This window comes from Streptomyces sp. A01, from assembly GCF_059026195.1.
Window position 1 is genome coordinate 222042 of the sequence record NZ_JBWLKN010000003.1, and the last position, 14599, is coordinate 236640.

Sequence of the window (14599 nt, forward strand, 5' to 3'; positions counted from 1 at the left end):
GGCGCCGGTCCGGCCTGGCGGTGCCAGGCCGGACCGGTTCGAGCGGGAACGAAGCGGGGTAGGGAACTCTCCTGCTGAGCGCGCTCGGGTCAGCCGTGGCTGCCGAACAGCGAACGTCGCAGCCGCCGGAGCGGCGCGAACAGCGAGACCTTTGCGCCCCGGCTCGTCTTCGTGCGCGTGTGGTCACGCGCCGTCAGTTCCTGCATCAGTACTGTGGCGCCCTCCGCCTCGCGGTGCGACACGGCAGGGCCGCCGAGCACCGAAAGATGGCGGTCGAGGCGCGCACTGGACGCACCACTCCCACAGTTGATCGCAGGCACCCGTGGCCTGCTTCGCATTGCTATCTGCTCCATGACACTCCCCACCCGTACGAGGGCACCCGCCCCGGGCAGAGTAACCCTACCTCCCCCCGCCGTCACCCGCGCATCCCACACCTCGGATTCACAGCGCCGTCAAGGACGTTGACAGACGTATCCACTCGTGGCGTGCCCTGCACCGCGCTCCGACGCACTCCCGGCCCCGTTCTCGCGCCGTGCGCGCCCCCCGCACCGGACGGTCGCCACGCCCGAGTACACCGCGTGAGGTCGCGCCCCAGGCTCTCACCGGGCCCGCGTCCGGGTGCGGCCCCGCTTCCAGCGGAGGTGGTCGTGCCGCGCGGGACGTAGCCGTTCCGGTACAAGACCCCTGCCAGACACCACAAGAGGGTGGATCTCCGCCCAAGAGGGCCGCGTACGGCCTGAGTTGCGTTAGATTTACGCCGAATTGCTCGATACGGGAGGGGGCCCGTCCATGAGCGAGCGTCTTGGTGGTGCGGACCCTGGCGGCGAGCCTCCCCGTGGTGAGGGCCCTGGCGCCCGCTCTTCCCACGGCGGTGCCCATGGCGGCCACGAGCCGACCATGGCAGGCACCCGCCGGGTGGCCGGCCGCTATCTGCTGCAGTCCGAGCTCGGCCGGGGCGGCATGGGCGTCGTCTGGCGGGCCCATGACGACGTGCTCGGCCGCGAGGTCGCCATCAAGGAGGTGCGCGCCCCGGACCAGCTGCCGGGCCATGAGGTGGCGCAGCTGTACGCCCGGCTGGAGCGGGAGGGCCGGGCGGCGGCCCGTATCTCGCATCCCAATGTCGTGACGGTCTATGACGTGGCGATGGAGGGCGGGCACCCGTGGATCGTGATGGAGCTGGTCCGCGGCCGTTCGCTGGCGGACGCCCTGGCGGCGGACGGCCCCATGTCACCGCAGCGGGCGGCGGGCGTGGGTGCCGAGGTGGTCGCCGCGCTGCGGGCGGCGCACGCGGCCGGGGTGCTGCACCGCGACGTGAAGCCGGGCAACGTGCTGCTCGCCGAAGGGAACGGGCGGGGTGCGGGAAGCGGCCGGGTGGTCCTCACGGACTTCGGGATCGCCGTGGTCGAGGGCAGTTCCGCGCTGACACTGACCGGGGAGCTCGTCGGTTCACCGGAGTTCCTCGCGCCCGAGCGCGCGCTGGGACGGCCACCGGGCCCGGCGTCCGACCTGTGGTCGCTGGGCGTGACGCTGTACGCCGCCGTCGAGCACCACTCGCCGTTCCGGGCCGACACCCCGCTCAGCACCCTGCGCTCCATCGTGGACGACCCGCTGCCGCCGCCGCGCAGGGCCGGCGCGCTCACTCCCGTACTGGAGGGGCTGCTGCGCAAGGACCCTGACGCGCGGATCACGGCGGATGTGGCCGAGAGCGCGCTGCGACGGGTCGCGACCGGCGACGCGCCACGGGTCGGCCCGGCACCCGGCCCGCCGGTGGGTTACGCGCCCACCGTCACGGCCTGGCCGACGGCGACGGGCAGCCAGGTCAGCCCGCCCCGCGGCACGTTCGGCGCGCCGACCCACGTCTCCGGCGCAGCCAGCCGTACGGCCGCGGCTCCGCCCGGCGCTGCGGCTGGCGCTGCGGCCGGCGTCCCGGCCGGCGCCCCGGGCGTGGGCCGCTCACGGCGTGTGGCCCTGGCCGTGGCGGCCGGGGTGCTGCTGGCCGCGCTGACGGCGGGCGGGGTGGCATGGGCGCTGCTGGACGACGGCAGCAAGGACGGCGCGGGCTCGGCGTCGAGCGGCGAGCGGAGCGGTGGCGGGGACGCCGGGAGCGGTGACAGCGGCGGCGGCTCGGCGGGCGACGCGGGCGCGGCCTCGTCGGCGGGCACAGGGTCGGACGGCGGCGGCACCGCCTCCGGGGGCGCCAGCAGCGCGGGCAGCGACAGCGGCGGGACGGACAGCGGCGGCTCGGACGCGACGAGCGGATACGGCAAGACCGCCGGGAAGACCGACGGGGGCGGCAGCGGCCACGTCACAACACGGCCGCCGACCGACCGTCCGAAGCCGTACACGGTCACGGTCACCGTGCACGCGGTCCGCGGCAGCTATACGGGACCGTGCCCGGCGCCCACCGATCAGGCGCCGCGTTTCTCGGCCACCCTCACGGTCTCACCGGCCCCGGCGCGGGTCACCTACCGCTGGGTGACCGGCAGCGGCAACATCTCGGACCCCGGCTGGAAGACCGTCGATGTGGGGAGCGGTTCGGCGCAGGTCAACCACACCGAGCTGCTGTACGAGCCGGACGCCACCCGTCACGACACCATCGGCGTCGAGGTCAAGAGCCCGAAGGCGGCGACCTCCTCGCACATCGCTTTCACGGTCACGTGCGAGGAGGCGCCTTCTCAGCAGACCACCGGTACGGCGTCGGCGGCCCCGGCGGCCTACACGGCCGAGGCGAAGGTCGGCAGGTAACCACCTGACTGGCCGGCGGCCGTCGGGTGGTAGGAGTCACCGACCGGGAAGGTCACGCTGTGCAGCCACGAGGCGCCTGAGCAGATCTCGTGGCCGGTGAAAGGCCCGCTGACATCGCCGAACGCGAAGCCGTGGTCGGCGGCGCGCTTGGCGGTGACGGAGTTGAGCAGGTCGGCGGCGTTGTTGATGGCCGACCGCTCCTTCTCGGTGAGGCCCGCCACGCAGCTGCCGCCCAGCTTGTAGAAGCGCGGGTAGCCGAGGACGACGACGCGGGCGGAGGGCGCCTTGCTCTCGATCGCCGAGTAGACCTGGTCGAGCTTGCCGGGGAGGGTGCTCTCGACGTAGCCGCGGGCGGTGTTGACCCGGTTCACGCACGCGCTCTCGGACTGGAGCACACAGGTGGTCATGACGTCGGCGAAGCCCGCGTCGTTGCCGCCGACGGTGATGCTGACCAGTCCGGTGCCGCTGTTCACCGGGCCGAGCTGGCCTGCGAGGACATCACCCGTCCGGGCGCCGGAACACGCGGTGAAGTGGAAGCTTGACGGTGCGTTCTTGGCCGCCCAGAGCTTGGGGTAAGCACGGTTGCTGCGCTTGCAGTCGCCGCTCGCCCCGTCGTAGTCACCCGCTCCCACGCCGGAGGAGTAGGAGTCACCGAGCGCTACATACGCGGGTGCGGCTGTGTTTTCAGCGGTCTGGGCGGACTTCTCGGCCGAGTGGGCGGCACCGGCGCCGGTGAGTGCGAGCGCGGCGGTGAGCAGGGCCGCGGACGCGGCGGACGCGAACCGGGTCAGTTTCATGAGTCTCCTTTAGCAGGATCTCTGACGTGGGGGACGGACCGGACGCCTCCGCGTGGCGGGCGTGGCGCCGACGTGCCCAGGGAGCCGACGAAGACCAACGGAGATGTCCATGCCAAAGGGTTCTACCCCGCCGCACCCCCGAATTGCGGTCAAGTGACATGAATATGTCATGACGTCAGAAGGCTTGCCTGACAGCGCTTTGAGCGGTAGTCGCCGCCGACCGGGCGCCCGGCGCGGTCGGCTCCGTACCTCTCACGCACCGCACGCCCCTGACCGGCGACGCGACCCCCGGTGGCGCGCCGAGCCCCGGCGCGAGCCCGCCCGGCGACGCCCGCGAGACCGCCCCGATACCCCCGCGCCGGACTCCCCCAGGCGGCGCGCCGCGTGCCTCGCGGGCGAGACAACTGGCCGGACCATATGGCTTGTTGTCATGCTTGGAGCATCTTGACGGGCATCCTCACACTGCGCGACATTAAAGCCTGGCATCCGGCGCTTCGGGGGGCAAAGTCGCCAATGCAGAGCATCACTGATGGAACCAACACGGACGAGAACAACTCGGGCGATAACCACCACGAGAAGAGCAGCAAGAAGAGCAAGAAGAGGTGGCCGTCAGGCGATTCCGTCTCACTGGCCGCGGGGGCGGCGCTCGGCATCGGAGGGGTCGGCGCGGCGCTGGCGTTCGCCGACATCGACTCGCCGCTGCGCGCGCCCTTCACGCTGTTCTTCCTCATCGTCGCGCCCGCGTCCGCCGTGGGCGCCGCGTTGCGCGGTGTCGATCCGCTCAGCCGGCCGGTGCTCGCCGTGGCCGCGGCGGTGGCCATCGACGTACTGGTGGCCCAGGTCATGCTCGCCTTGCAGCTGTGGACCGTGCGCGGCGGCATCGTCGCCGTCGGCGCGCTGAGCCTCCTCCTCTTCCTGCTGACATACGCACGGCGCTTCCGGCGCCATATGACGAGAAGTCGGGCATAAGACGTGGACATCAGTGTGTACCGCCCCGGCGACCTGACGGCCGCCGACCAGGCGGCCTGGCGCGCCATGCAGTCACAGGCCCACGTGCTGGGCTCCCCGCAGCTCGCCAACCCCTTCCTGTCCCCCGAGTTCGCGCTGGCCCTCGGCCGGTGCCGCCGGGGGGTGCGGATCGCCGTGGTCCGCGAGGAGGGCGTCCCCGCGGCGTTCTTCCCCTTCCAGCGCGGCGCGCTGGGAGTCGGCCGTGCGATCGGCCTCGGGGTCTCCGACGCCCAGGGCCTGGTGCACAGGCCGGGGTTCCAGTGGGACGCGCGCGAGCTGCTGCGGGCGTGCCGGCTGTCGGTGTGGGAGTTCGACCACCTGGTGGAGAGCCAGAAGCCCTTCGACCCCGGCACCCGCCGCACGTACCCCTCGCCCGTGGTCGATGTCGAGCAGGGGTACCCGGCCTACCTCGCCGCGCTCCGCGCCCAGTCGCCGAGCTTCCTGCGCGGCACGCTGTACAAGCAGCGCAGGCTCGCCCGGGAGGCCGGTGAGGTCCGCTACGTCCACGACGAACGCGATCCTGCCGTGTTGCGCACGCTGATGGAGTGGAAGTCCGCGCAGTACCGAAGAACCGGGCGCAGCGACCGGTTCGCCCATACGTGGATCACCCGCCTCGTGGAGCAGCTCTTCCACACCAGGGAATCCTCGTGTACGGGACTGCTCTCCGTTCTCTACGCGGGTGGGCGGCCGGTCGCCGCGCATTTCGGATTGCGTTCGGAACGCGTGCTCTGCTGCTGGTTTCCGGCGTACGATCCGGCCTTCGGCAAGTACTCACCCGGTCTGGTGACGCATCTGCGGATGGCCGAGGGAGCGGCCGCCGACCAGCTCGCCTATATCGATCTCGGGCGGGGCGACAAGCAGTACAAGGACTCCCTGAAGACCCGCGAACTGGCGGTGTCAGAGGGCTGGGTGACCCGCCGCCATCCGATCGCGCTGGGCCACCAGGCGTACCGGGCGCCGGTGCGGGCGCTGCGCGACGCGGTGGTGTCCCGGCCCCAGCTCTTCCAGCCCGCCGACCAATTGCTCAAGAACCTCGGCCGGCTCCGTCAGCGGGACTGAGCCGGTTTACCGATTCCGCCTTCCCGCCTTCCCGGCGTTCGAACACCGGGGCGGCGGGACAGGAGGCAATTCCGGGCCCGGGCCGGTGCGGAGGCCGGACCTGGAGAACAACCTGCTCCACAAAGGCTTCGCACATCCGTGGCCAAAAACACCAAAGGAGGATTCACCGCTCAAGGGCTTGTCATACAGTCTCAATTATCAATACCGTCGTACATCCCCCCGCATCGGCCCCTCATGCAAGGCGGCTCTAGGGGAGGGCTCAAGCGTCGCGATGGGGCCTGAAGCGGGGTGCGGTAGGGGGGTGCCGTGCCCGGCGCCGAACAGACGCCGAGTCGCGTGCCGCGAGGCCAGAACGTTATGCCAGCTCACCCTGTTGGAACGGCGACCCATGCCGTCATGGTCGGGGTGAGAACCCCCCTTTCGAACCGGATACACCAACGGACCTCCGTGGGGGCGGTCCACCGGACGAGAGGGAAACCAGACTCATGAGCTCAGTGCTGCGCCCGGCCACGCCGGGCGAAGGCCCGTTAACCACGCCGTCCTCGAACGGCTCAACGGAACACGCCGGCGGTCATTACCGGCCCATCTCCTCCCACCTCGCCATCACGCCACCGGTGAGTGTGGTCATCCCCGCCATGAACGAGGCGGAGAACCTTCCGTACGTCTTCAAGACCCTGCCCGACTGGATACACGAGGTCGTCCTGGTCGATGGCGACTCGACCGACGACACCATCGCCGTGGCCCGTGAGCTGTGTCCGGAAGTGAAGGTCGTCCGGCAGCGCGGCAAGGGCAAGGGCGACGCGCTGATCAGCGGTTTCGCCGCATGCACCGGCGAGATCATCGTGATGGTCGACGCGGACGGCTCAGCCGACGGCGCCGAGATCGTCAGCTATGTCTCGGCCCTGGTCTCCGGCGCCGACTTCGCCAAGGGCTCCCGCTTCGCCAACGGCGGCGGCACCGACGACATGACGCCCATCCGCAAGCTCGGCAACCGGCTCCTCACCTCTTTCGTCAACCAGAAGTTCGGCGCCCGCTACACCGATCTCTGCTACGGCTACAACGCCTTCTGGACCCGCTGCCTGGATGAGATCTCTCTGGACTGCGCGGGTTTCGAGGTCGAGACCCTGATGAACATCCGGGTCGTCAAGGCCCGGCTGCGGGTCCAGGAGATCCCCAGCCACGAGTACGAACGCATCCACGGCGTCAGCAACCTGCGGGCCGTCCGCGACGGGCTGCGCGTGCTGCGGGTCATCCTGCGCGAGCAGGGCGACAAAAGGCACCGCCGCCGCCCCGCCATCGCACTGGGCGCGAACCGCGGGGAGGTCTCTTGAGCCTCGCGGCTGAGGCGCCCCGCGTCTCGGTGGTGATCTGCGCGTACACCGAGGCCCGCTGGAGCGACACGCTCGCCTCGGTGGCCTCGGTGCGCCGCCAGGCCAGGAGCGCCTACGAGGTACTCCTGGTGATCGACCACAACGAACCACTTCTCCGCCGCTTCCAGGAGCACTACGGCCCGGACGGACTCGGCGGCACGGACGACCCCGCGGATACGGGCGGCCCCGCCGACATCCGTGCCGGGGAGCACCCAGGTGACCGCGGCGGGCAGCGGCCGGTCGTCGCGGTGCGCGTACTCGCCAACGCGGGCCCTCGCGGGCTGTCCGCCGGACGGAACACGGGCATCGCCGTCGCGGCGGGCGAGGTGATCGCCTTCCTCGACGACGACGCGGTCGCCGACCGCCAGTGGCTGCGCTACTTCGCCGAAGGCTACGCGGACCCCGCGGTGCTCGCGGTCGGCGGCCGGACGCTGCCGCTGTGGGCGTCCCGCAGGCCGCCGTGGTTTCCGCGCGAGTTCGACTGGGTCGTCGGCTGCACGTATGAGGGTCTGCCGCCGGGCCGGGTCCGGGTGCGCAACGTCCTGGGCGGCAACGCCTCCTTCCGGCGGGAGGTCTTCGACATCGCCGGGGGCTTCGCCACCGGAATCGGCAGGGACGGCGACAAGCGGCCACTCGGCTGCGAGGAGACGGAACTGTGCATCCGTCTCACCCGCGGCAGACCGGACGCGGTGCTGCTGATCGACGACCGGGCGGTCATCCACCATCGGGTGCCCGCGGCCCGCGAGCGGTTCGGCTACTTCCGCACCCGTTCCTACGCCGAGGGGCTGTCCAAGGCCCTGGTGGCCCGCAGCGTCGGGGCGCGGGCCGGTCTCGCCACGGAGCGCCGCTACACCACGCGGGTACTGCCCGCCGGGGTGGCGCGCGGCCTGCGGGACGCACTGCTCGGCAGGCCGGGCGGCGCGGGCCGGGCGGGCGCGATCGTCACGGGGGCGCTGGCCGCGGCCGGGGGGTACGCGGTGGGGAGCGTACGCGCCCGCCGGGGCACCGCGAGGTTCACCGTGCCACCGCCCATCGGGGCCGCGCCGGTGCGCGCTCCGGCGGCAGCGGACATCCGCACGCCCGCGGCGAACGGCGCCACGGCGGACGGCGCGGCGGCCCGGGACGCGCCGAGCGGTCCGGTGGCGGTGCCGCCGGCGCCGGTCAGCGCGCCAGGGGGTGATCCGGCATGAACAGGGCGCGCGTCCCCGGCCCTGGCTGTGCCGACCGGGGCCGCACGGGAGCGGGGAGCGAGCGGGTGCCGATCCTGATGTACCACGCCATCGCCGACGCCCCTTCCCATTTGGCGTACGCGCTCTCTGTCACTCCTTACGCGTTCGCGCAGCAGATGGAGCTGCTCCGCGCACGCGGCTTCACCCCGGTGACCACCGAACGGCTGGCCGCGGCCTGGCGGGAGGGCGCCGCGCTCCCGCCGTCCCCGGTGCTGATCACCTTCGACGACGGATACGAGGGCACGTACCGGCACGCCCTCCCCCTGCTCACCGAGCACGGCTTCGCGGCGACCGTGTTCGTCTCCACGGGCTGGGTGCGTGGCGCCTATGACACCGGAGGCGCACTCGACAGCCCGCTGGACTGGGACCAGGTACGCGCGCTGGCCGCGGCGGGAGTGGAGATCGGCGGGCACAGCCACACCCACCCCCAGCTCGACCAACTCGACGACGACCGGCTGTCGTTCGAAGTGGAGCGCTGCCGGGAGATCATCGCCTTGGAGCTCGGCCGCGCGCCGGTCTCCTTCGCCTACCCGTACGGCTACTCCAGCCGCCGGGTGCGCGGGGTGGTGCGGCGGGCCGGGTTCACGGTGTCCCTGGCGGTGGGCAACTCGCTCGCCGCGCGCGGTCAGGGTCCCTACGCGCTGGAGCGGGTGACGGTGCGCCGTTCCACCACCATCGGGGATTTCGGGCGGCTGATCACCGGTCAGGCGGTCGGCCGCGTCTTCGCCGGAGACCGAGCACTCACGAAGGGGTACGCCGTGGTACGCCGCGTCCGGCGGGCCGTGCGGGTGTGCTCAGCGGGGAAGGTGACCGCGGACCGTGTCTGAGACCACCACCACCCGGTCCGAGCAGCAGAAGGACGAACGCCCGCCCGGCCGCGGAATGCGGCTGGGCGGGCGGGGCGGGGGCGGCAGCCCGCTGTTCCGCAACGCTTACGCGCTGATGATCAATACGGGCATCTCCGCTGTGCTCGGGCTGGGTTTCTGGCTGGCCGCCGCCCGTTACTACTCGGAGGACGCGGTCGGCCAGAGCTCGGCGGCCATCGCCGCCATGAAGCTCCTCGCCGGGCTCGCGGCGCTGACCCTGACGGGAGCGCTGGCCAGGTTCATCCCGGTGGCGGGGCGGGCGACGGGTCACCTGGTTTTCCGTACGTACGCGGCGAGTTCGGCGTTCGTCGCCGTCGCCGCCGGGTTCTTCCTCCTCACGCTCGACCTGTGGGGCCCCTCGTACCGCTTCCTGCACGGGCCCGTGCACGGCATGGGCTTCGTCGTCGCCGTGGTCGCCTGGTCGCTGCTCACCCTGCAGGACGGGGTACTGACCGGACTGCGCCGGGCCTTCTGGGTGCCGGTGGGCAACACCGTGTTCTCGGCGGTGAAGCTGGTGCTGCTGATCGCGTTCGCCGCGGCGATTCCCACCGCCGGGGTGTTCGTGTCGTGGGTGGCGGCCATCGCCGTGTCGGTGCTGCCGCTGGGGTGGCTGGTGTTCCGGCGGCTCATCCCCCGGCACATCAAGGCCACCCAGGACAAGGCGCACCCGCCCACGAGCCGTGAGCTGGGCCGTTTCCTCGCCGGGGACTACACCGGCTCCCTCTTCTCCCTCGCCGTGGTCTACCTCGTACCGGTGATCGTCGCGTCGCAGGTCAGCTCGACGGACAACGCGTACTTCTACATCACCACAACCATCAGCGGCACGATGAACCTGCTCGCCATCAACATGGGCGCCTCGCTGACCGTGGAGGGCGCGCACGATCCGGCGCGGCTGGCGGCGAACTGCCGGGCGGCGCTGCGCCGGATGGCACGGATCATGATCCCGGTCTGTCTGACCATGTTCGTCCTCGCCCCGTACATCCTGGGCGTGTTCGGCCGTGGCTACGCGGAGGAGGCCACTCCGCTGCTGCGGTGGTTCGCGGTCGGAGCGGCGCTGCGCGTCATCATCGAGGTCTATTTCGCGGTGCTGCGCGCGCAGAGCCGGACCTCCGGACTCGCCTATCTCCAGGGCCTGTTGTGCCTGCTGGTCCTCGGCCTGACCCTGGTCCTGCTGCCCCGTATGGGACTTACCGGCGCGGGGGTGGCCGAGGTCTCCAGCCTCGCGCTGATCGCCGCGATCGCCGCCGTCAAACTGTCCGCGGTGGTGCGGCGGCCTCCGGGTGAGCCCGTCGGCGCGCGTCCGTCAGGCGAGGCGGCCCCGGACGGCGACTTCGGCGACCTCGGCGACCTCGCCGCCGGTCAGGACCGGGTGCGGCCGGTGCCTGGCGCGCCGGCGGGCACCGGCGGCGACGCCCGCCGGGCGGTGGGCGAGCGGCGCCACGACCGGCACGGCCCCGGGTGGGCGCTGCGGGCCGCCCTGGACGACGAGACGCTGCCGCTCGGCGCGAGGATGGACTTCGACCATCCGGAACGGCGTCCGGACGTGCGGCGGTCACCGGTCGGCGAGTTCCGCGCTCCGACCCGCCTCCCGGTGGCCGAGCGGGCCCCGGCCCCGGCCGAGATCTCAGTGGCCGACCACGCGTCCACGCACAGCTCGGTGGCGCGCGAGGGCCGCCTCCCCGTACCGGAGGTCTCCCCCGCCCCGCCCCGCGACCCCGCCCTTCCCAGCGGGAACGCGCCGGACGGAAACAGGCCGGACGGAAACAGGCCGGGCGGAGACACGCGGGACGCGAACAGACCGGACGCGGACACGCCGGGCGGCCAAGGGCCCGGCGCCCGCCCTCCCGTCGCGACCGCCCCCGGGGCGTCCGCGGCGCCGCCCCCGACGCCGTACGACCGGGCCGTGGCCCGCGCCGGATGGCCGCTGCTCTCGCTCGCGCTCGCCTTGTTCTGGCTGCCGCTGACCGGCATGGACGACACCGACCTGGACGCCATGGGCGGCCTCGGGCTCATCTCCGTCCTGCCGCTGCCGACCCTGCTGGGCACGGCGCTGCTGGTGGTGACCTTCGCTACGGGGCTGTGGCAGCGCACTCCCCCGCGCGCGCTGCTCACCGTGACGCTGCTGGCGACGGTGGTGTCGCTGCACGCGGTGCCCGCCGTGCTGGAGTCGGAGCCCAGGTTCGCCACCGCGTGGCAGCATCTGGGGTTCCTTGACTACATCGGCCGCACCGGGGAGGCGGCGCCGGATCTCGACGCGCGGTGGAGCTGGCCGGGATTCTTCGCCGGTGCGCAGTTCCTGGCGCAGGCGTGCGGGGCCGAGGACCTCACCGGGCTGCTGCGCTGGTGGCCGCTGGTCGTCCAGCTCCTCTACCTCGCGCCCCTCATGGTCCTCACCCGGGCGATGCGGGCGAGCTGGCGCGCCAAGTGGACGGCTGTCTGGCTGTTCGCGCTCTGCGGCTGGGTCGGGCAGGACTACTTCTCCCCGCAGGGCTTCACCTTCCTGTTCTACCTGGCCTTCGCGGCGGTCCTGCTGGTCTGGTTCAGGGAGCCGCGGGCGCTGCGCGGCAAGCTGTGGCCGGGCGAGAGCGAGGTCGACCAGGTGGGGCGTGCGCCCCGTACGGCGCTGCTGTGCCTGCTGCTCGCCCTGTTCGCCGCCTCGGTCGCCGCGCACCAGCTCACCCCGTTCGTCATGCTGGGAGTGGCGAGCGCGCTGGTGCTCAGCGGCCGGTCCACGCTGCGCGGGCTGCCGCTGCTGTGCGGGGTCATGGCGCTGGTGTGGATCGGTTTCCTTGCCGAGCCGTACTGGTCGGGCCACTTCGATGAGCTGTTCGGCGGCGTCGGCGGGGTCGGCGGCAACGTCTCCTCGTCCGTCTCGGGGCGCATCGAGGGCGGCAGCAGCGTCCACAAGCTGGTGCTGTACACGCGGGTCGCGCTGGCGGGCGGTGTGCTGGCGTTCGCCTGCTGGGGTGTGCTGCGGCGGCGCGCCGCCGGGTTCACCGAACGGTCGCTGCTCGTCCTCACCTTCGTGCCGTTCCTCGGCTTCGGCATGCAGTCCTACGGTGGCGAGATGGCGCTGCGCGTGTTCATGTTCGCGCTGCCCGGCGCCTGCGCGCTGGCCGCCCTCGCCCTCTTCCCGAAGGTGTCAGCGGCGCGCCGGGGGCTGGGCCCATACGCCGCGCTGCTGGCGGGGCTCGTGCTGATCTTCGGCTTCCTCGTGGCCCGTTGGGGCAACGAGCCGTTCGAGCGGGTCAGGCCCGGCGAGGTCGCGGCGATGGAGTACGTCTACGCGCACGACAAGCCCACGACGCGGGTGCTGTGGATGACCGAGGACCCGGTGGGCAGCGTCACCCCGGCGCTGCCCTGGGGCGCGAGGGACATGGAGCGGGTGAGCTACGAGCCGACCCTCGCCCCGCTGGACCCGGCCCGGGTGGACCCGCTGGTCTCCGCGCTGCGGACGGCGGGCCCGCGGTCCTATCTGGTGGTCAACCGCGGCCAGTCGGTCTACCTCACGTACAACGCGGGCTACCCGGACACCTGGCAGGAGCGGCTGCGCCGTTCGCTCGACGGGCGGTCCGAGCTGCGCCGGGTGGTCTCCAACGAGGACGCGGCGGTGTATGAGCTGAGGCGGCAGCCGCCGGGCGCCGTGGCCAAAGCCGATCCGGGACCGGCCGGCCCCCGGGTGACGTGGACGCCGTGGTCGGTGGTCGGCGGGCTCGCCGCGCTCGCCGTGATCCTGCTGCTGGCCGCGCGCGAGGTGACCCGGGTGGCGGTGCCGCCGAGCGTGCGGCGGCTGCGCTGGATGCAGGGCTCGTTCTGGTTCGCGCTGCCCCTGCTGATCGTGGTGCTCGCCGTGCTGGTGCAGCGGTTCGTGACCCTGGCCTGACCTGCCACCGGGCGGTCAGGGCGGGGATACGAGCGTCAGGGGTGGGTGCGGGGCGGGCGCCGTACGGTCCCCGCCCCGCCGCCCCGCCCGGCTCTGCCCGCTCGCTCAGCGCTTGAGCCAGCGCACCTCGTACGCCTTCATGTCGAAGGACCGGCCGTCGATCTTCGCGTCGATCGGGCGCGCCCGCGTGTTGACGACCAGGACGGCGTCGCGGTCGGCGAGGACGCGCACGTGGGGCCGGTCGTCGTCGGCGATGGTGACGCGCTCGTAGCGGGTGCCGGGCGGGAACTCCCGGGAGAACCGGGTCAGCAGCCGCATCATCGGCAGTTCCCTGCCCCCGTCGTCCAGTTCGGTGCTGCGCCACAGGCAGCCCGGGCAGGAGGCGCCTTTCCCCTGCGGGTTCCAGTAGAAGGCCGAGGACGCGCCGCCTTCGGCGAGCCTGCTCATGGCGGTCGCCTGGACGGCGGTGCGGTGCGGCTCGCTCCAGCCGTCGCGCTCGTCGCCGGAGTCCGGCGGCTCGGCGTACCACTCGGCCCACCACACGGGCAGCCCGGTCGTCCGGCGCAGCCAGTGGGTGACGTCGGCGAACTTCTCCGTGGCGCCGAATTCGTCGGGGAGCAGCCGGTCCCCCTCGCGCGTGTAGCTGGCGCCGTCCACGACGACGAATTCGGCGCCCGCCTTGTTCTTGTGCCAGTACTCCACCACGTCGAGGGACCGCTGGTCCGCCGTCCCCCACCGGCCGCTCAAGGAGGACGCGTGGGGCGAGTCCCCTGGCGGGTCGCTGTCCATGACCACGTAAGGGCCGCCGACCTTGATGTCCTCGTCGACCTTCTTCAGCGCCCGGTACACCTTGTTGTACAGGTCGGTGTAGCCCTCGTAGTCCCAGCGCCGCTTGCCGTCGTCGAAGAAGCCCTTGAGCTCGTTCCACACGATGAAGTGCCGCACGTCCGGGTAGCGCCGGGCGACCGTGGCGGCGAGCTGGGCGAAGTCGTCGAAGTGCGCGGGCTCCGGCGCCGTCTCCAGCCGCTCCTGTGCCCAGTCGGTGCGGCCCGCCTCGCCGCCCTTCATCCAGTCGGGGGCGCAGCACAGGGTCAGGACGGGGGTGGCCCCCGTGTCGCGCATCAGCTGGACGCGCCGGTCGAGTTCGGTGAAGTCGTAGCGGTCGGGCGAGGGCTCCGGGTTGGTCGCGCCCCAGCCCATGATGTGCTGGTTCTGCGGCATGGGCCGCGCGGAGAGCAGCCGGTCGGCGGCCCGCAGGGAACCGGCCGCGCCGTGGTCGGCGCTGTACTGGGTGTGGGTGAATCCCCAGCCCGGCCGCACCGACGGACTCCGGTCCGGAAGGCCCGGGGTGCCATAGACGCCGGGGTGGGGGTGGGGGCGCGGGCTGGTGGTGTCGCTGGTGGTGTCGCTGTCGCGGTCACCGTCCGCCGCACCGCCACCGCCGGGAAGCCCGGCGGACAGTGAGAGCAGCAGCACCAGGGTGGCCAGGGCGATGCCGAGCAGCGCGGTGAGCCACCACCGTCCCACCCGTGATTTTCCCGCGCCGTCCCCATCGTGGCGTCCCATGACGGCAAGACTATCCACCCCGCAACCCCCCTCTGACGGCGTGCGCGGGAACAGCTGGACAACAGGGGCGGTGCGC

General features: G+C 72.5%; 10 protein-coding genes. 7 read left to right on the top strand and 3 right to left on the bottom strand.

Going from position 1 to position 14599, the window contains the following annotated elements:
• Window positions 1-89: 89 nt before the first annotated feature.
• Window positions 90-353: a hypothetical protein gene (locus tag AC5P1B_RS05365; RefSeq protein ID WP_493885128.1), complete on the bottom strand. Its 264-nt coding sequence runs from the start codon at window positions 351-353 to the stop codon at window positions 90-92.
• 544 nt (window positions 354-897) lie between these two features.
• Here AC5P1B_RS05365 and AC5P1B_RS05370 point away from each other — a divergent pair.
• A complete protein-coding gene (locus AC5P1B_RS05370) occupies window positions 898-2745 on the top strand; it encodes a serine/threonine-protein kinase (RefSeq protein WP_493885434.1) in 1848 nt (615 codons plus the stop codon).
• On the opposite strand, the gene AC5P1B_RS05375 is transcribed toward AC5P1B_RS05370, so the two are convergent.
• On the bottom strand, window positions 2715-3542 hold the full coding sequence (locus AC5P1B_RS05375) for an SGNH/GDSL hydrolase family protein (protein WP_493885130.1): 828 nt from the start codon (window positions 3540-3542) through the stop codon (window positions 2715-2717). The genes AC5P1B_RS05370 and AC5P1B_RS05375 overlap by 31 nt on opposite strands.
• A 444-nt stretch (window positions 3543-3986) precedes the next feature.
• On the opposite strand from AC5P1B_RS05375, the gene AC5P1B_RS05380 reads away from it, so the two are divergent.
• The 6 genes from AC5P1B_RS05380 (at window position 3987) to AC5P1B_RS05405 (ending at window position 12957) form a co-directional block, all read left to right on the top strand.
• A complete protein-coding gene (locus AC5P1B_RS05380) occupies window positions 3987-4511 on the top strand; it encodes a hypothetical protein (RefSeq protein WP_493885131.1) in 525 nt (174 codons plus the stop codon).
• Window positions 4512-4514: 3 nt separating this feature from the next.
• Entirely contained in the window at window positions 4515-5609 is a 1095-nt protein-coding gene (locus tag AC5P1B_RS05385; protein ID WP_493885133.1) for a GNAT family N-acetyltransferase, read from the top strand.
• Window positions 5610-6094: 485 nt separating this feature from the next.
• Window positions 6095-6940, top strand: coding sequence for a glycosyltransferase family 2 protein (locus AC5P1B_RS05390; protein WP_493885135.1), 846 nt, complete (start codon window positions 6095-6097; stop codon window positions 6938-6940).
• Window positions 6937-8169 (top strand): glycosyltransferase family 2 protein, encoded by a 1233-nt coding sequence (locus tag AC5P1B_RS05395; protein WP_493885137.1) that lies wholly within the window; start codon window positions 6937-6939, stop codon window positions 8167-8169. The genes AC5P1B_RS05390 and AC5P1B_RS05395 overlap by 4 nt, the downstream gene beginning before the upstream one ends.
• Complete coding sequence (locus AC5P1B_RS05400; protein ID WP_493885139.1) at window positions 8166-9035, top strand: polysaccharide deacetylase family protein; 870 nt, start codon at window positions 8166-8168, stop codon at window positions 9033-9035. Before AC5P1B_RS05395 ends, AC5P1B_RS05400 begins: the two co-directional genes overlap by 4 nt.
• On the top strand, window positions 9028-12957 hold the full coding sequence (locus AC5P1B_RS05405; RefSeq protein ID WP_493885141.1) for a lipopolysaccharide biosynthesis protein: 3930 nt from the start codon (window positions 9028-9030) through the stop codon (window positions 12955-12957). The genes AC5P1B_RS05400 and AC5P1B_RS05405 overlap by 8 nt, the downstream gene beginning before the upstream one ends.
• A gap of 105 nt (window positions 12958-13062) precedes the next feature.
• On the opposite strand, the gene AC5P1B_RS05410 is transcribed toward AC5P1B_RS05405, so the two are convergent.
• On the bottom strand, window positions 13063-14523 hold the full coding sequence (locus AC5P1B_RS05410) for a GH39 family glycosyl hydrolase (RefSeq protein WP_493885143.1): 1461 nt from the start codon (window positions 14521-14523) through the stop codon (window positions 13063-13065).
• Window positions 14524-14599: the final 76 nt, after the last annotated feature.